We start from the raw sequence: 17274 nt of genomic DNA, 5'->3' as shown, positions 1-17274 counted from the left end.
ACGCCGCAAGAACAATGGGTGCTGCCGAAAGCCGCGGGCCGGGACGCTCACGGCAGCCCCGCTCAGTTCAGTTCGCTGGGCGCAACGCCATAGCGCTCGCGGAACGCCGTGGCGAAATTGGTGGCATGCCGATAGCCCACGCAGTGGGCGGCCTGCTGCACGCTGCAGCCGCGAGCCAGTTGCTCGCGGGCGACCTCCAGCCGGCGCTCGCGCAGCCAGCTGAACACGGAGCATTGATAGGCGGCGCGGAACTTGGCGCGCAGGGTGCTGGGACTCATGCAGGCCAGCTTCGCCAGATCATCCAGCGTGTGCTCTTCGCCAGGCGCGCTGTGCAGCCGTTCACGCACGCGCTCCAGCAACTGGCGGTCGCGCTGCGACAGCGTGCCGGGTTCGGGCTCCTGTTGGTCCAGCGCAGCCAGCGCATGCGCCAGAAGCTGCGCGCCGACGCCTTCGCGCAGCATGGCGCGCAGCGGGTCGTCCCAACGGCATTCCAAGAGGTGTTCGATGGATTGCATCAGATGCGTCTGCACCTGCCAGCGCCGCAGCCGGAAGGCGGGCGTGCGCAGGGCTTTGCGGATCCGATCGCTGATCGGGTCATCGTCCGCGGCGTCCGGCTCGGACAGCGACAGGTTGACGCTGCGTAGCCGCTGGCCGGCATGGTGGATGCCGGTCATGGCGACCGTATCGCCGTAGACCGCGCTGATGCCGCTCTGGGCGACCAGCGGCAGGTCGTCGTGGTGGCCGACGCGCGCCTGAGCCTGGCCTTGCAGCATGACGATGGCCGAAAAGCGGGGCGTCATGACGGAGGTCGATTCGTAGTGGTGATGCACCAGCACATCGGACATGACCAGCGTCAGGCCGGGGCGGATGGCGTGTTCCTCGACGCGGCCTTCGGCGATGCAGACAGTGTCAGAATCGGCGCTCGCGGCCTGGAATCCGGGCAACTGATAGTGGAAACCGTTATGGCCGCCCAGGCGGTTGAAATCGGCGACGGTGAATCGGACGGCGGGGAAGGAGGGATTCAATGGCGTCACTCGCGCTGCGGGTTGAGCCCCCCGGACGTCGGCCAGGGGAGGCGGCGGGGTTTAAATGAGAATAGCATATATTCGCATTAATTTAAGGGTCCGGCAGTGGCGCTCAGGGCGCGGCGCAATCGCCCAATTGTTCGCCCATGGTGCTGCGGTACCACTCGTGGAAGTGCAGCATGCCGTCCTCCATGGGAGACTGGTACGGACCGCTCTCGCTCACGCCGCGCCGCAGCAGCGCACGTCTGCCGGCATCCATGCGCTCGCCGATTTCGTCGTCCTCGACCGCCGTTTCCATGTAGGCCGCGCGTTGCGCTTCGACGAACTCGCGTTCAAACAGGGCGATTTCCTCGGGATAGTAGAACTCGGCGATGTTGACCGTCTCCTGCGGACTTTTGGGGTAGAGCGTGGACAGCACCAGGACGTGCGGGTAAAGCTCGATCATGTGGGTGGGAAAGTAGGTCACCCAGATCGCGCCGAAATCCGGAGGCGAGCCGTCCCGGTAGCGCATCAGGGTGCCGTGCCAGTCGCGGTATACGTCGGATCCGGGCTTCTCCAGGGAGTCGTGCACGCCCACGCGCTGCAGGCTGCGGCGCTTGCCGAATTCCCAGCTCAGGTCCTCGCAGGTGACGAAGCGCCCCAGGCCGGGGTGGAACGGCCCGACGTGATAGTCCTCCAGATAGACCTCGATGAAGGTCTTCCAGTTGTAGTTGCATTGGTGCACCTCGACGTGGTCGAGCACGTAGTCCGAGAAGTCGAACTCGGGCCGGGCGAACAGGTCGCCCAGGTCCGCCAGCGGGTCGCCCGGTCCCTCGAACAGCAGGCCGTGGCAGCGCTTCAGGGGAAACCGCGGCAGGTTCAGGCAAGGCGTGCTGGGGAATTGCGGCGCGCCCAGGATCTGGCCGCGATTGTCATAGGTCCAGCGATGCAGCGGGCAGACGATGTTGCCGCCCGTGGCCGACAGATTGCCTGCCGGCTTGCCCGGCCCGGCGACGGCGCCTGTCTCGCCTCCCAGGATCAGCGATTGGCGGTGACGGCACACATTGGATATCAGTTCCACGCCGCCGGCGCCGCGCACGAGGACGCGTCCGCCGTCCTCGTGCGGCAGTCTGCGCCAGTCGCCAGGCTCAGGCACGGTCTTCTCGTGTCCGACATAGAGTGGCGAGCGCTTGAATATCACTTCCTGTTCGCGGGCAAACAGGCCATCGTCGAAGTATGCCCGCACGTGCAGCGGACTGAGCGCCTGCTCCACGTGTGCGAGGAGGCCTATGTCGGTCATGTCGGATTCCTTGCGCCTTTCGCCTCCCGGCCGTCTGTCAGACGGGCTCGACGCTTTCGGCGTCGATCCGGGCGATGCGTTCGGCAATATCCAGTTTGGGGCAGGTGCTGCAGTAGTCGCCGTCGCTTCGGCGGAAGTGGTGACAGCAGACCTGCCGGTCGACGGCGATGGCCGGCAGCGACCGTCGCTGATAGCTCAGATAGCCGCTGCTGCCCGCGATGCCCAGGCGCGCGAGCCAATCGGCCGCGGCTGCCGTGGCCCAGGCGTTGTCGGCGGCGCTCACGCCCGCGCGAGCCGCCAACAGGGCGGACAGGACGCAATCGGCCTGCATGCAGGCGGCCGCCCGGGGATTGAGACGCAGCGCCGCGCCCAGCTCGCGGTGGAACAAGGCGGCGATCTCGCGCAGTTGCGTGGCGGCCGCGTCCAGCCGGTCTTCCAGCCCCCCGTGCAGGGGTTCATGGCGTTCCATGGTGTAGCCGGCAATGAAGCCGTTGGCGACTGGCTGGCTGAGCCGCGTCAGATCCGGGACAATGCCGCTGCGGTGCGCGGCGATCACGCAGAGGTACACGGGCTGCCAGATCAACAGGCCCCAGCAGCGCAGCGCCAGGTAATGCGGGCCGGCTTCCGGATGGCGCTCGCGCCACCAGTCGCGCAAGCTTGCAATGGCATCGGCGTTGCTCCCGCCGGGACGGATGCCGGGCGCGGCCGGGGGACCCACGCGGCCATCCAGGCCGGGCGTCAGGCGGCCCGCCAGCGCGAGCAGATCGTCCAGTTCGCGGGTCACGCAAGGGCCTGCGCGGCATCGGCGTCGGCGGTCCGGTCCAGCCATTGCGGCCGGTAAGGCGCCACGGGGTTGGGCAGCCTGGGCGCCATCTGGAAACTGCCGATGGGATCGGCCAGATTGACCATCTGCAGGTTGTTGGCGAGCTGCAGGCGGTTCAGGCACGAGTGGATCATGTCCGGCGCGTACAGGTCGTAGCGGCGGTATTTTTCCAGCCGTTGCGGATGCGCCTGCTGGTAGGCGGCAATGCGGCCTGCGACCAGCTCCCAGAAATCGTCTTCCTGCATGAGGCCGGTGTCGGCCAGGATCTGGGAAAGATGGCGGAAGTAGCCCTCGAACACGTCGACGAAGATCGTCAGCAGCTTGTATTCCTCGGGCACGTCCGCCGCCAGCCGGCGCGCGTTCTCGGGCAGCTCGGCCTGCGGGTCGAGGATGGAGGATTCCTCGGCGATGTCCTTCATGAAGGCGCGCACCGGCACATGATCCCGGATCACCAGGATGACGTTCTCGCCATGTGGCATGAACACCAGGTCGTGGGCGTAGAAGCAATGCACCAGCGGTGTCAGGTAGGCGTCCACATAGCGTTCCAGCCACGCGGCGGCGCTCAGCCCGGAAGCGCGGATCAGCGCGGGCAGCAGGGCTTGGCCCTGCGGGTCCACGTGCAGCAGAGCGGCCATGGTCATCAGCCGTTCGTCGGGACTGATCAGCGCCTGCGGATTCTCGCGCCATAGCGCGGAGAACATCTTCTTGTAGGGCGTGTCGACGGAAATCGCCGCTTCATAGTAGTAGTTCCGGAATCCCAGGCTGGCGGCCTCGCGCAGGATGGTGAAGCCGTTGGCGCTCAGCCAGGGGTCGGCCGCGATCAGGCCGTGGAGGTATTCGTTGATGGCGGGCGTGCCCGACATGTAATAGGGCGACAGCCCGCGCATGAAACCCATGTTCAGGATCGACAGCGAGGTCTTCACATAGTGCTTGCCCGGCTGGCTGATGTTGAAGAAGGTGCGTATCGATTGCTGCGCCAGATAGTCGTCTTCACCGTAACCGAGGCATACGATCTTGCGTTGCGCCACGTAGGGCGCGAACGCCAGCGACAGCTTATTGAACCACTGCCAGGGGTGCGCCGGCATCAGGTAGTAGTCGGCGGGATCCAGACCCTGGCCTTGCAGCGTGGCGGCATGGCGCGCCACGGCGTCCTCGCCCAGCTCGCCGCGCAACAGGCTGGCGTAGTCCATGGTGGACAGGCATGCGAAATGCGCGTTGTCCTTGTGCACCGCCAGCCACATCACGCGTATCGGGGTAGCCGCCTCCGGCGCATAGGCGTGGTAGTCCTCGGCGTCGAAACCCAGGCGGCCGTTGTTGGCGACGAAGCTGGGGTGGCCCTCGATCATCGAGGTTTCGATGGCCTGGTAGTCGGCCAGCGCGAGTTCGGCGGCGGGCAGGCAAGGGCGGGTGTGCTTGTAGGCGGCGCCGTGCAGCGTGCTGGCGATTTCATCCAGATAGATGGGCAGCCGGTCTTCCGGAATGCGCAGCTTGTCGCGGATCTCGATCACGAACTGCAGGGCATCCAGCGGCGCGGGCGCGCCGGCCGTGGTCCTGGCGATCGATTCCGCGCGGATGCGCCAGTGGCGCATCGCCATCAGTTGCGCATCGTAGCGGTACTCGACGCGCCCGTCCGCGAGCGCGAGGCGATAGCGGTCGAAACCCGGCGTGTCCGCAGGGCCCAGATGTTCGGGCTGCAGCAGTCCTTCGTGGGTGTATTCGGAGATGGCCTTGCGCACGAGCAGGCGGTTGACCTTGGCCCAGACTTCCGGCTCCAGATGGTTGGCGACCTGCGCGGGATGGGGGGTGGCATGAGGGTTCATGGGGTCGACTCCTGGTATTGGGCCTGTTCGAACTGTGTACGTGTGCAGAACGCCAGACTGGCGGTCTTGTCTCGGAAACGGGCCTGGCCTGAGTAGGTAAAGCCCATGGCCAGATTGAGCGTGTGGATCTTGGTGTTGTCCGCGTCGGGCTCGACCACGATGCGCGCGGCGTTCAGGCGGTCGAACATGAAGCGCATCACGAACGCGAACACCTGCCGGCTGAAGCCGGGAATCCGCAAGCGAGGCGGGCCGATGAAAAGATGCATGCCGAGGTCGCCGGGCCGCACCGCGTAGTGTTCGCCGATTTCGTCCCGGGCCGGGTCGTAGCACTCCACCAGAAAGGCCGGCTGTCCCTCATGGCTGCCGAGCCAGGCGCTGGCGTGCCCGCTACCGCAAAGGGCTTCATAGAAGTCGCGCACCTGATCTTCGCTGTGCTGCTGCATGGACCAGAAGCGTGCGTAATCCATGGAAAACCATTGCCGCAACAGCGTCGCGTCCGTTTCCGGAAGGAGGGGGCGTAGCGCGAGCCCGCGGCCCTCGTCGTAATGGTCGCGCGACTGGCGCACGACCTCGCCCAGAAAGGTGGCTGTCATCGTGAGCATGCTGGGTCCCCGCAAGATCAGATGGTGGCGGCGCGATGGCCGTCCATCATGGGCATCGGCTCTGGCATGCCGAGGCGGTGCGCCAGCACGCCGTTCGCCGGCGGGCGGAAATCCTGCAGTGCGGTGCGCGGCTCGATGGCGTAGTGCTCCACGCCGGTCAGGTCGCGCAGTATCTGCGAATTGCGGTAGCAGCAGAATCCCAGGTCGGGATTCGTGACGCCATGGCTGAGCAGCCCGGTGTTCTGCACGAAGATCTCCGTGCCGGTGCGGTCGATGGCGTAGTTGTGGGCGATGCGGTAGCCGCCCCCTTCATCCCAGGCGATCCGGTCGCTGATGGGGTTGACGCAGGCGGGGATGCGCGGGGCGTAGCCGGTGGCCAGCACCAGGCCGTCCGTTACGTGCTTGAACGGCTGGCCGGTGTCGGCGTGCATGAAGTCCAGATGGTAGCGGCCAGTGGCGCGCTCATGCCGGCTGGCGCGCAGTTCCGCGCTGGTGAGCAGCGTGTAGCGGCGATCGCCCGCGCGGATCTTTTCGTCCAGGAGGTCATATATCTGATTGATCAGCGAGGCGTTGATGCCCTTGTACAGGCTGCTTTGCTGGCGCAGCATCTCGCGCCGCCGGGCTTCGGGCAGGTTGTGGAAATAGTCGGTGTAGTCGGGAGAGATCAGTTCCAGCGTGAGCTTGGTGTTCTCCATCTGGAAGAAACGGGGCGACCGGGTGATCCAGGTCAGGCTGTAGGCATGCTTGGCGCTGTCGCGCAGCAGATCGTGGAAGACCTCGGCCGCGCTCTGTCCGCTGCCGACGATGGTGATGCCCTGCCTGCGCTGCAACTGGGGCTTGTGGCGCAAGTAGTCCGCGCTGTGGATATAAGGCGCGGTGCGCGGCTCGCAACATTCCGGCAGCTGGGGTTGGGTACCGAGTCCCAGCACCAGCTTGCGGCAGCGGACCATGAAGCGCTCGCCGCTGACGGCATGCTGGCCGGTCACGAGGTAGGCGCGGCTGTCCGGATCGTGCAGCACGCTCTGCACGTCGTGATTGAAGCGCAGGTTCGGCAGGCGGGCCGCCACCCATTTGCAATAGCGGTTGTACTCGGCCCGGTTCAGGTAGTGGTTTTCGCGCATGTAATAGGAATAGATGCGCCCGGTCTGCTTGCAGTAATTCAGGTAGCTGTACTCGCTGCGCGGATCGGCCAGGCTCACGAGATCCGCCAGGAAGGGGTTCTGCAAGGTGGAGTCCTCGATCAGCATGCCGGGGTGCCAATCGAAGCCTGCCTTCTTGTCCAGGAAAACTGCGCGCACGCCGGACAAGGGCGCGGCCAGGCAGGCCAGACTGAGGTTGAACGGGCCAAGACCGATGGCGGCGAAGTCATGGATTTCACGGTTCATATGGGATCTGCCTTTTGCCGGAGCCGGCATTGCGTGAACATGATTCTCTTCCGGGGATGATTATCATTTTCAATATGGTCACTCTAGCAAATGCCGATTTATTGCGGAGTCTTGCCTGTGTGTTGCAGGCGGCGGCCATATGCAGCGTGGCGTATCGCATAGGGACGACCATCGGATTTGGATTTATCAAATAAGTACAGCTATTTTCATGATTGAGTGGCTGAAGATTGATCGCATGTCTTATGATTGCTAACTATCTGCGGATGGGCATGATGTTGAAGATAGTTTTTCTAAATCAAGGATGTTTATGGGCGCCGTGATGCCGCTGCTCGCGCTGCGAGCGTTCACCGAAACCGGCCGCCTCGGCAGCCTCAAGGCCGCCGCCGAAGCGCTGGGCGTGACCCCTGGGGCAGTCAGCCAGCAGATACGCGTGCTGGAAGACCGGCTGGGGCTGGCTCTGTTCGTGCGCGAGCGCCACGGCGTGCGGCTGACGGAGGCGGGCGCCCGCGCGTACCCGGGGCTGATGCGCGCCTTCGACCAGATCGAAAAATCGCTGTCGCTGCTTGAGGCCCAAGCCACGCAGCGGACCTTGACTGTCAGCACGGTGCCGTCGTTCGCGTCGTCCTGGCTGGTGCCGCGCATGGGCCGGTTTTCGGCCTTGCATCCGGACATCGAGGTCCGGGTGGAAGCCTCGTCGCAATTGGTCGACTTCAAGCGCGACCGCATCGACGTGGCGTTGCGGCATGGCCTGGGGCATTACCCGGGGCTGTCGGCTTTCCGGCTGATGTCTCCGGTGCTGCTGCCCGTGGCCAGCCCGGCCACGCTGGCGCAAGGTCCCGCCATCGAGCGGCCCGAGGACTGCCTGAAGTACCCGTTGCTGCAGGATTCCGACCGCGCGGACTGGGCCTTGTGGCTGCAGGCGCACGGCGTGGACGCAGGGCGTGAAGCGCAGCGCGGCCCCAGTTACGAGGACGATCTGCTGCTGCTGCGGGCGGCTGCCGCGGGGCAGGGCATCGCGCTGGTGCAAGACACGCATGCGCGCGAGGACATCGAATCGGGCCGGCTGGCCATTGCCTTGGACCAGCCCTGGCCCGCGCGCTTCGCGTATTACGTGGTCAGCCGGCCGGATGCGCTGCAGCGGCCGGAAGTGCAGGCGTTCATCGATTGGGTGAAGGCGGAAGCGGCGGCGATGGAGCAGGCGCCGCAGGCGCTTGCGACAGGCTGAGGGGAGCGCCGGGCAGCGGCGTGTCCCAGCCGCCGCCCAAGGCCCGGATCAGCCTTACGGTAGTCCGCGCCTGATCGCCATCCAGCCTGGCCGAGGCCAATTGCTGCTGCAACAGGTTGCGGTCCGCATCGATGACGTCGAGTTGGGTGTGCGTGCCGGTTTCGTATTGCAGGCGCGACAGGTCGGCTGAACGCCTTGCGGCCAGCCGCGCACGGTCTTGTGCGGTTTGCTGGGCCGCCATGATGCGCAGATGCATCAGATTGTCCTCGACCTCCCTGAACGCGTTGAGCAGCGTTTCCCGGTAGCGCGCCGCTTCTTCTTCATGCGCGGCCCGGGCGGCATCGAGGTCCGCCTGGCGGCCGCCGCCGTCCAGGATGGGCAGCGATAGCGCGGTGCCCAGGACCGGGCCCAGAAGAAAGGTCCGGCTGGACCATTGGAATAGCTGGCTCAGGCTGGATGATTCGAATCCGGCCGCCCCGGTCAGTTCGAGCCGCGGAAAGAATGCGGCGCGGGCCGCGCCGATGCGGGCGTTGGCGGCGGCCATGGCGCGTTCGGCGGCGGCAATGTCCGGACGGCGCTCGAGCAGCTCCGAAGGCAGGCCGGGTGGAATGGCCAGCGCCATGCGCCGTAGCGGGTCAGGCGGCAGCGAGAAATCGGCCGGGGCCTTGCCCAGCAGGATTGCCAGGGCGTGTTCCGCGCTGGCGCGCAGGCGTTGCGCGCCCAAGGCGTCGGTGCGCGCCACTTCAAGTTCTGCGCGGGCGCGCTCGACCTCAAGCTCGGCGCCGCCGCCAGCCTCCAGGCGCATCAGGCTCAGTGCAAGACCGCGTTCCCGCAGGTCCAGCGTTTGCCGATAGATGCGGTGCTGGGCGTCCAACTCCCGGATCAGAAAGTAGGTGTCGGCGACGTCGGCCTGCAAGGCCAGCAGCGTTAGCCGGTACAACGCTCCGCTGCGAGCCTGCTCCGCCGATGCCGCGTTGATCGTCGAGGAAACGCGGCCGAACAGATCGGCCTCATACGCAACGCCGGCTTCGGCGCGCCACAGCGTCCTGGTCGAGGCCGGCCCGTCGTCGCGTTCGCTGTACGAGGCTGGAGATTCCCGCAGGCGGGTCGGTCCGAAGCCCGCGTCCAGCCGGGGAAACAGCGCGGATTGCGCTTGCCTGTGCTGGGCGCGCGACAGCTGCAATCGTGCGTAAGCGGCTTGCAGCGTCGGATTGGCGTCTTGCGCGGCGGTTTGCAATGCGTTGAGCGCGGGATCCTGGAACAGGGTCCACCAGGCGCCGCGCAGCGCGTCGTCGGCTGGCTGGGCGGTTGTCCAGGCTCCCGCCGATTCCGCGGGCGCATGCTTGTAGGCGGACGGGATCGGGCCGGTGTCGGGGGCATGCGCCGGGCGCAGCGAACACCCGGCCAGCGCCAGCGCCAACAGAGTCAGTCCGAAGCGCATGGCGCAATGAGTCAAGGCATAGGTCATGTTATGGATTTCCCGGCAAGGCGGAGGTCTGGTCGGCGTCGCGTTCCGGCCCGGCGTGCGAGCCGGCAGCGACAAGATTGCGCCCGAACCGCGCATAGACGGCAGGCAGTACGAATAGCGTGAACAGCGTGCCCATGAGCAAGCCCGCGACGAGCACCGTGGCGATCGCGCGCTGACTGCCCGCGCCGGCGCCGCGGGCGAACAGCAGCGGCATCAGGCCGCCGACCATCGCGGCCGTCGTCATCAGAATGGGGCGGATGCGCGTGGCTGCAGCGGTCCGCACCGCCTGAATGCGGTCCAGGCCCCTGAGCCGCTGCTCAACGTTGGCGAATTCCACGATCAGGATGCCGTGCTTCGTGATCAGGCCGATCAGCGTGACCAGTCCGATCTGGGTATAGATGTTGAGCGTGGCGTAGCCGAAGAACATGGCGGCCAACGCGCCGCAGGCGGCAAGCGGAACCGTGGTCAGGATCAGCAGCGGATCGCGGGCGCTTTCGAACTGAGCGGCCAGCACCAGGAAAATGAAGGCCAGGGCAAAGGCGAACGTCAAGGCAAAACCGCCTTGCTCCTGAAGGTACTGCCGCGATTCGCCCAGGAAGCCGGTCTGGAACCCCGCCGGCAGGCTGGCGGACTCGGCCTGCAGGAAGGCGACGGCCTGGCCCAGTGGAACGCCCGGCGCAGGGATCGCGACCAAGGTGGCGCTATTCAGTTGATTGAATTGCGTGAGCGCATTGGCCTCGACGCTTTTCTCCAGCGAGACCACGGTGGACAACGGTACCTGTCCGCCCGTGGCGGTCCTGACGTGGAACAGGTCCAGCGACTCGGCGTTCAGGCGCAGGTTGCGCGGCGCCTGGGGGATCACGTCATAGGAGCGGCCCTGGGCGCCGAAGCGATTGACGTAGGATTCACCGACCAGGCGCGCCAGGGTGTCGCCAATCTCTTTCATGCTCAAGCCCAGGTCGTGCGCCTTGGAGCGGTCGATCCGCACCAGCGTGGTCGGGTTGCTGAAGGTCAGGTCGGAATCCACGAAGGCGAACTGGCCGCTGGCGCGCGCCGCCGCCTTCAGTTTTTCCATCTCGTCATGGACCGCCCCGTGACCTTCCGGCGAAGACAGCACGAACTGCACCGGAAAGCCGCCGACGGAGCCGGGCAGGGGCGGCGGCAGGAAGGCGGATCCCGCAATGCCCTCGATGCCGGGCAAGGCGGTCTGCAGGTCACCCATGATGGCTTCGGCGCTGCGGCTCCGCGTTTCCCACGGGCTCAGCATGACGCCCGCCCAGCCCTTGTTGAGCGCGCCACCGGCGCCGGACACCATGTAGACGGTGGCGGCTTCCGGCAGGGCAAGCAGCGCGGCTTCGACCCGTTTGGCCTCGCCTTCCAGGAACTCCAGGCTGCTGGCCTGGGGACCTTTCATGTCTACGATGATTTCTCCCTGGTCTTCGGCGGGGGCGAGTTCCGACTGCACGCCGTTGAACAGAATAGGCAGGCTGAGCAGCACGCCAGCGCCGGCCAGCAGCACCGGCCGCGTGTCGCGCAGCACCCGCTCCAGCACGCGTTCATAGGCGCCCACCAGCCTGGCGGTTGCATGTTCCACCGCGACGGCATAGCGGCTGGGCGCCTGCCGGCGCATCAGCCGGGAGGCGACCATGGGAGATACGGTCAGCGCCACCACGGCCGATACCATCACCGCCGCGGCCAGCGTGAAGGCGAATTCACTGAACAGCGCGCCCGTCAGGCCGCCGATCAGGCCCAGCGGGGCGTAGACCGCAACCAGCACGGCGGCCATCGTCAGCACGGGGCCGACGATTTCGCGTGCGCCGTTCATGGCGGCATCCAGCGGCGATTCGCCTTCTTCCATGCGGCGATGGACGTTTTCCACCACGACGATCGCGTCGTCCACCACCAGGCCGATGGCCAGCACCATGGCCAGCAAGGTCAGCAGGTTCAGGCTGAAGCCGAGCGCCAGCATGGCCGCCGCCGCGCCCAGCAGGGACAGCGGGATGCTCAGCACCGGCACGGCCACCGCGCGCAGCGAGCCGAGGAAGATGAAGATCACGAGCACCACTTCCAGGCTGGCAATGCCGAACTTGCCGACCACGTTGCCGATCGCGGCATCGATGAAGACGGTGACGTCGTACGGAATCGCCATCTTGGCGCCGTCGGGGAGGTCCAGCCCGGCAAGAATCCGGCGCACTTCGCGCGAGATCTCCAGGGGATTGCCGCCAGGCGTCGCCATCACTTCCAGGTACGCGGCGGGTTCGCCATTCATGCCCGCCACCTGGTTGCGGCTTTGCGCGCCGATCTCGATGGTGGCGATGTCTTCCATGCGCACCAGGCTGGGGCCGCGCTTGACGACCAGTTCGCGAAAGCCCTTGACGCTATCCAGGCTGGTGTCGGCGCGCACATTGGTCACGACGAGCGCGTCGCGCAATTGGCCGGGCGCGGCCTGATAGTTGTTGTCCCGGATCGCGGACTCGACGTCAGCCGCCGTAATGCCGTGCGCGCCCATGCGCAGAGGGTCGAGCCAGATGCGCATCGAAAGCGCCTGTCCACCCAGCACGTTCACGGCAGCCACGCCGTCGACGGTGCTCAGCATGGGCTTGGCCACGCGCATCAGATAGTCCGTGATGCCGGTCAGGGGCTGGCCTGCAGGCGCGGTGAATCCTGCATACACCACGCCGATGGCGCCGGGAGACTGGCGAACGACCACCGGGTCGTAGGCGTCTTCCGGCAGCAGATAGCGCACTTCGTTGACCTTGGCCAGGACCTCGGTCAGGGCGGTGTCGGAGTTCGCGTTCAGGCGCAGGTAGGCGTTGATGGTGCTGCGTCCTTGCTCGGACGAGGAGGTCAGGTATTCCACGCCTTGCGTGGTGGCGACGGCCTGCGCTAGCGTGGCGGTGACAAAGCCCTGCATCAGGTCCGCGGAAGCGCCGGGATACTCGGTGGTGACGGTGACCACGGCGCTTTCGATGCGGGGATACTGGCGCAGCGGCAGGTCCAACAGCGCGCGCAGGCCGACCAGGACGATCAGCAGGGCAAACGCCGTGGTGAGGACAGGGCGGCGGATGAAGAAATCGGTGAATGACATGGCGTCTTACTCTCCCGCCAGGCGCGGACGGACGGCGGCGCCGTCGTGCAGATTGATCTGGCCGGCGATGACCACCAGATCGCCGTCGCGCAGATCCGCGCCCGATAGCGCGACCTTGCCGTCCTGGCTCGCTCCGGTCTGCACGGAAACGAGGCGGACGCGGGCCGGGTCGTCATTGCGCATGGCGTATACCGTTGCGCCGGACAAGGTGCTCTGAACGGCCTCGGCTGGCACGGTGAGCGTGGCGGGGCCGGCGGGCAGCGACACGCTGATCTGGGCGTAGGCGCCGGGCCATAGACGGCCTGCCGCGTCCGGCGCAAGCGTGGCGCGCACCCTCAGCGCGCGGTTGCCGGCGTCGACCTGGGGATCGATGGCGGAGAGCTTGCCCGTCAGTTGCGCCTGTCCGCCGCCCGCGCTGACGACGGAAACGTCCAGTCCGAGCCGCAACACGGCGGCATGCCGGTCCGGCACGGTGAAATCCACATGCAGCAGGCGGGTGTCGGTCAGGGTGGCGATGGGCGTGCCTGCCTCGACGTACTGCCCAAGGTTGACCAGCCGCAGCCCCAGCGTGCCCGCGAACGGCGCGCGCACCAGGCGCTGGGCCAGATCTTCCTCGCCCTGAGCGACCAGCGCTTTGGTTTCGGCGTGCCGCGCCGCGTGCTGTTCGTACTCGGCACGCGACATGGTTTGCCCTAGCAGCCGTTTGGCGCGGTCCAGGTTTGCCTGGGCCAGCGCGGCCGACGCGCGGTGCCGATCGAGTTCGCGGCGCACCGGCCCATCATTGATCTGTACCAACGGCAGTCCGGCCGCAACCTGTTGGCCGCTGGTGAAATGAATGGCGGTGACGCGCCCCGCGACCTCGGGCGCCACCAGCACTTGCTGTTCCGCGACCACGGTGCCGATGGCTTGCAGCGTGGCGGGCAGCGCTTCAGCCCGCGCGGGCGCCACCACGACAGGGACGGGCGCAGCTTCGCCGGCCGGCGCGGCTTGGGCTGTGGCCTTGCGCTGCGTGTCGTAGTGGTAGAGGCCGCCGATGGCGGCAAGCACGAGCGTGGCGGTCAAGGCCAGCTTGCGGCGGGCTGCGCGCCGCGGCGCAGGATTCGGGTTCTGATACATGAGGCCCATTCGAATAGTCAATGTAGCTACGCTAAATGCGCAGATGGCGGGATTCGCAATGGTAGGGAGCCGCTCCCCCTTGGGGAAACGATAAGTTCTCTGTCGTGAATTTAGTTTTTCTTATCTCTACGGGGTTGCGCGGACGGTGAGGCACGCTGCGCTCGCGCATTTGCGGTCTAAGATCCGTACCCATGCCGACCACGACCATCGACGCGCACCCGCTGTTCAGGCTGCGCGGCCTCTACAGCGAACGTCTCTCTCCCGTCAGCCTGGATCTCGCCGCGGGCGAGTGCGCAGCCGTCATGGGGCCTTCGGGCTCAGGCAAGTCGCTGTTGCTGCGCCAGGCGGCCGACCTGGATCCCGGGCATGGCGAGGCCTTGCTGGATGGCCGGCCGCGCTCGGGCATGCGGGGCTACGAATGGCGCCGGCAGGTCATCTATTGCCAGGCCGAGGCCGGCTGGTGGGACGACTTGGTCGCGCCGCATTTCGCGGACCGTGCCCGCGCCGAGGCCATCATGCAGCGCCTGGGGCTGTCTACGGACAAGCTGGACGCGCTGGTGCACGAATTGTCCACGGGCGAACGCCAGCGCCTGGGCCTGGTCCGCGCGCTGGCGCTGGCGCCGCGCGTCTTGCTACTAGACGAGCCGACCGCGGCGCTGGACCAGGCGGCCACGGACAAGGTCGAAGAGGAACTGCGGCGCTACCTGAATGGCGGGGCCGCGATCCTGATGGTGACCCACAGCCCGGCCCAGGCCGAGCGCCTGGCGCGCCGTTCCTGGCGCATGGAGCAGGGCAGGCTGGAGCCGCTATGGACGTGATCAAGCTGCAGGCCACGGATCTGGCGATCGCTTCCTTGCTGGTGCTGCTGAGTGCCGGCATTTCCTTTGCCTTGCGCTTGAATTTGCAGCGGCAGGTGTTGTGGGCGGCGCTGCGCACGGTGGTGCAGTTGCTGCTGGTCGGGCACATCCTGCGCGTCGTGTTCGCGCACGCGGCTCCCTGGCTGACCGCGCTGGTGGTGGCGGTGATGATGGCGTTGGCGGCCAGGGAGGTCGCGGCGCGGCCCAGGGCCAGGCTCACGCAACGCGGCAACGGCTGGGTCGGCGCGATGGCGGTGGCGGGAACCACGGTCATCACGGTGCTGTTCATCCTGAATACGGCGCTGCGCCCGGATCCCTGGTATGACCCGCGCTACACCATTGCGCTGATCGGCATCGTGCTGGGCAGCGTGCTCAACGCCGCCAGCCTGGCGTTGGACGGCGTATTGTCCGGCGCCAGGCGGGAGAAGCTGGCGATCGAGGCCCGGCTGGCGCTGGGCGCGACCGTGCACGAGGCGTTTTCCTCCCTGCTGCGCGAGTCGGTGCGGCGCGGCATCGTGCCCAGCATCAATCAGATGTCGGCCGCCGGCATCATCACGCTGCCGGGCATCATGACCGGGCAGATCATTGCCGGCATGGATCCCATAGAGGCCGCCAAGTACCAGATCCTGCTGATGTTCCTGCTGTGCGGCGCCAGCGGGATGGCGGCGATCGCCGCGGCTTATGGCGCCATGCGCCGGTTGACGGACGAGCGCGGGCGGCTCAGGCTGGATCGGCTGCATCCGGCCTAGGAAGCTGCTTTTTTCCGGAAATTTCATGAAAGCTTGACGCGCGCTTGGCGATACTGCGCGCAATCTTGCATTTTCCTGAACCTTTTCCGGATCCTCATGCCACTTGCGTCCAGTTCCGTAGTCCCCCCGCGGCACCGTGCTTTCTGCGCGTGCCGCCTCCCGGCGCGCGCCTTGCGGGGGCGCCGGGCATGAGCGTTCCCATGTCGACTTCCATGAGGCTGCCAGCGAGCCGCACTGCCTGGCCCGGCTGGCTGGTGCTGGCGTGCCTGGCGCTATGGCTGGGCGCGCTGGCCTGGGCGCGCTGGCTGACCTTGCCCGACGAGGGCCGTTACGCCGGGGTGGCCTGGGAGATGCTGCGCAGCAACTCGCCCATGGTGCCGCTGCTGGACGGCATGCCGTACTTCCACAAGCCGCCGCTGTACTACTGGCTGGCCCAGATCAGCTACGCGCTGTTCGGCGTGCATGAATTCAGCGCGCGGCTGCCGTCGGTGCTGGGCGCCTGGAGCGCGGGCGCCGGGCTATATGCTTTCGTGTCGCGCTACCGCGATGTCGCGCAAGCGCGCTGGGCGGTGGCGGTCCTGGGCATGACGCCGCTGTTTTTCGGCGCCGCCCAGTTCGCCAATATGGACATGCTGGTGGCCAGCATGATCACCTTGTGCGTGCTGGCCGCGGCCGATACCGCCTTGCGGCGCGCCGCGGGACGGCCGTTTCGCGCCATGTCGGTGGCAACGGGCGTGCTGGCCGCCTTGGCGGTGCTGGCCAAGGGGCTGATCGGGCTGGCGCTGCCCGGCGCCATCGTGCTGGCCTGGCTGCTGCTGCGCCGAGACTGGCCGGGCGTGCGCGCCTTGCTGTGGGCGCCGGCCTTGCTGGCCTTCGCGGTGGTGGCGGTGCCGTGGTTCTGGCTGATGGAACTGCGGTATCCCGGTTTCTTCCAGTATTTCTTCGTCTACCAGCAGGTCGAGCGCTTCGCGCAGAGCGGCTTCAACAACGCGCAGCCGCTCTGGTTCTACCTGCCCATCGTGGCCGGGCTGGCGCTGCCTTGGTCCATTTGGGGAGCGTCGATTTTCAAACCCTCGTACTGGCGCGAGTCCGACCCGCAGGGCCTGCGTCGTCTGGCTGCGATCTGGATGGCGGTCGTGATCGTGTTCTTTTCGATTCCGCATTCCAAACTGATCGGCTATGTGCTGCCGGTGTTCCCGCCGCTGGCGTTCCTGATCAGCGAACGGGTCGCACCCGCCTGGGCAGCGGGCAAGCGGCGGGGCGCGTGGATCGCCGTCGGCGTGTCGGCCGTGATATGCCTGGCCGCGGTCATCGTCGCGGCGTCGAATCCGCGCGGCAGCGCCGGGCCGTTGGCAAAGGAACTGCGCCAGGAAATGCGGCCCCAGGACATCCATATGGCGTTGCATACCGTGCCCTTCGACCTGGGTTTCTATACTCAGGCCCGCGAACCCGCCTGGATCGTCGACAACTGGCAAAACCCCGAGATCCCCAAGCGGGACAACTGGCGCAAGGAGCTGTACGACGCAGCGCAATTCGACCCGGCCACGGGCAAGCGCGTGCTGATCGGCGAGGAGGACATGCGCGTGCGCATGTGCGAGGCCGCTGACGGAGCGCGCTTCTGGATATGGGGCGAGAAGGAGGATGGCTTGCGTTACCGGGTGCTCGATGGCGTGGCTGCGCGACTTTCAACCGAAAAGCGGGCGATCTGGCGCATCGACGCGGACGCGGCGTTCCGCCAGCGCATGTGCGCCGGCATGCCGTCCGCGAATCCGTCCGCGAGCCCGCCGGCGCCGTTGCAGGCCAAACCCTGAACGCATGAAGAATGTCTGTTGTCAGG

General features: G+C 66.8%; 13 protein-coding genes. 4 read left to right on the top strand and 9 right to left on the bottom strand.

Going from position 1 to position 17274, the window contains the following annotated elements:
• Positions 1–62 precede the first annotated feature (62 nt).
• From FOC84_RS30350 to FOC84_RS30325, 6 genes are all read right to left on the bottom strand, one after another.
• Positions 63–1034, bottom strand: a complete 972-nt coding sequence (locus tag FOC84_RS30350; RefSeq protein WP_173148876.1) for a helix-turn-helix transcriptional regulator — start codon at positions 1032–1034, stop codon at positions 63–65.
• A 103-nt stretch (positions 1035–1137) separates the two neighbouring features.
• Positions 1138–2304: an aromatic ring-hydroxylating oxygenase subunit alpha gene (locus FOC84_RS30345; protein ID WP_173148874.1), complete on the bottom strand. Its 1167-nt coding sequence runs from the start codon at positions 2302–2304 to the stop codon at positions 1138–1140.
• Positions 2305–2341: 37 nt separating this feature from the next.
• Positions 2342–3088 (bottom strand): siderophore ferric iron reductase, encoded by a 747-nt coding sequence (locus FOC84_RS30340; protein ID WP_173148872.1) that lies wholly within the window; start codon positions 3086–3088, stop codon positions 2342–2344.
• Complete coding sequence (locus FOC84_RS30335) at positions 3085–4947, bottom strand: IucA/IucC family protein (RefSeq protein ID WP_173148870.1); 1863 nt, start codon at positions 4945–4947, stop codon at positions 3085–3087. The genes FOC84_RS30340 and FOC84_RS30335 overlap by 4 nt, the downstream gene beginning before the upstream one ends.
• Positions 4944–5549: a GNAT family N-acetyltransferase gene (locus FOC84_RS30330; protein WP_173148868.1), complete on the bottom strand. Its 606-nt coding sequence runs from the start codon at positions 5547–5549 to the stop codon at positions 4944–4946. Before FOC84_RS30330 ends, FOC84_RS30335 begins: the two co-directional genes overlap by 4 nt.
• Positions 5550–5566: 17 nt before the next feature.
• Positions 5567–6934, bottom strand: a complete 1368-nt coding sequence (locus FOC84_RS30325) for a lysine N(6)-hydroxylase/L-ornithine N(5)-oxygenase family protein (protein WP_173148866.1) — start codon at positions 6932–6934, stop codon at positions 5567–5569.
• A 307-nt stretch (positions 6935–7241) separates the two neighbouring features.
• Here FOC84_RS30325 and gcvA point away from each other — a divergent pair, with 307 nt between their 5' ends.
• On the top strand, positions 7242–8159 hold the full coding sequence (gene gcvA / locus FOC84_RS30320; protein WP_173148864.1) for a transcriptional regulator GcvA: 918 nt from the start codon (positions 7242–7244) through the stop codon (positions 8157–8159).
• Here the strand turns inward: gcvA and FOC84_RS30315 are convergent.
• Genes FOC84_RS30315 through FOC84_RS30305 form a run of 3 tightly spaced genes read right to left on the bottom strand, consistent with a single transcriptional unit; the run spans position 8092 to position 13831 of the window.
• Positions 8092–9627: an efflux transporter outer membrane subunit gene (locus tag FOC84_RS30315; protein ID WP_173148862.1), complete on the bottom strand. Its 1536-nt coding sequence runs from the start codon at positions 9625–9627 to the stop codon at positions 8092–8094. The two genes, gcvA and FOC84_RS30315, sit on opposite strands and share 68 nt — an antisense overlap.
• Position 9628: 1 nt before the next feature.
• Positions 9629–12715 (bottom strand): efflux RND transporter permease subunit, encoded by a 3087-nt coding sequence (locus tag FOC84_RS30310; RefSeq protein ID WP_173148860.1) that lies wholly within the window; start codon positions 12713–12715, stop codon positions 9629–9631.
• Between the two features lie 6 nt (positions 12716–12721).
• Positions 12722–13831 carry an efflux RND transporter periplasmic adaptor subunit gene (locus FOC84_RS30305; RefSeq protein WP_173148858.1) on the bottom strand — a complete coding sequence of 370 codons (1110 nt, stop codon included), beginning with the start codon at positions 13829–13831 and terminating at the stop codon, positions 12722–12724.
• 191 nt (positions 13832–14022) lie between these two features.
• Between FOC84_RS30305 and FOC84_RS30300 the strand changes: the two genes are divergently transcribed.
• From FOC84_RS30300 to FOC84_RS30290, 3 genes are all read left to right on the top strand, one after another.
• Entirely contained in the window at positions 14023–14649 is a 627-nt protein-coding gene (locus FOC84_RS30300; RefSeq protein WP_173148856.1) for an ABC transporter ATP-binding protein, read from the top strand.
• Positions 14640–15437: an ABC transporter permease gene (locus FOC84_RS30295; RefSeq protein ID WP_173148854.1), complete on the top strand. Its 798-nt coding sequence runs from the start codon at positions 14640–14642 to the stop codon at positions 15435–15437. Before FOC84_RS30300 ends, FOC84_RS30295 begins: the two co-directional genes overlap by 10 nt.
• Positions 15438–15637: 200 nt before the next feature.
• A complete protein-coding gene (locus FOC84_RS30290) occupies positions 15638–17248 on the top strand; it encodes an ArnT family glycosyltransferase (RefSeq protein ID WP_173148852.1) in 1611 nt (536 codons plus the stop codon).
• Positions 17249–17274: the final 26 nt, after the last annotated feature.

The sequence above is a fragment of the Achromobacter pestifer genome, from assembly GCF_013267355.1.
Lineage (GTDB): Bacteria > Pseudomonadota > Gammaproteobacteria > Burkholderiales > Burkholderiaceae_B > Achromobacter > Achromobacter pestifer_A.
Note: the sequence above shows the minus strand (reverse complement) of the source record. Positions and strands in the feature narration are given on the sequence as shown.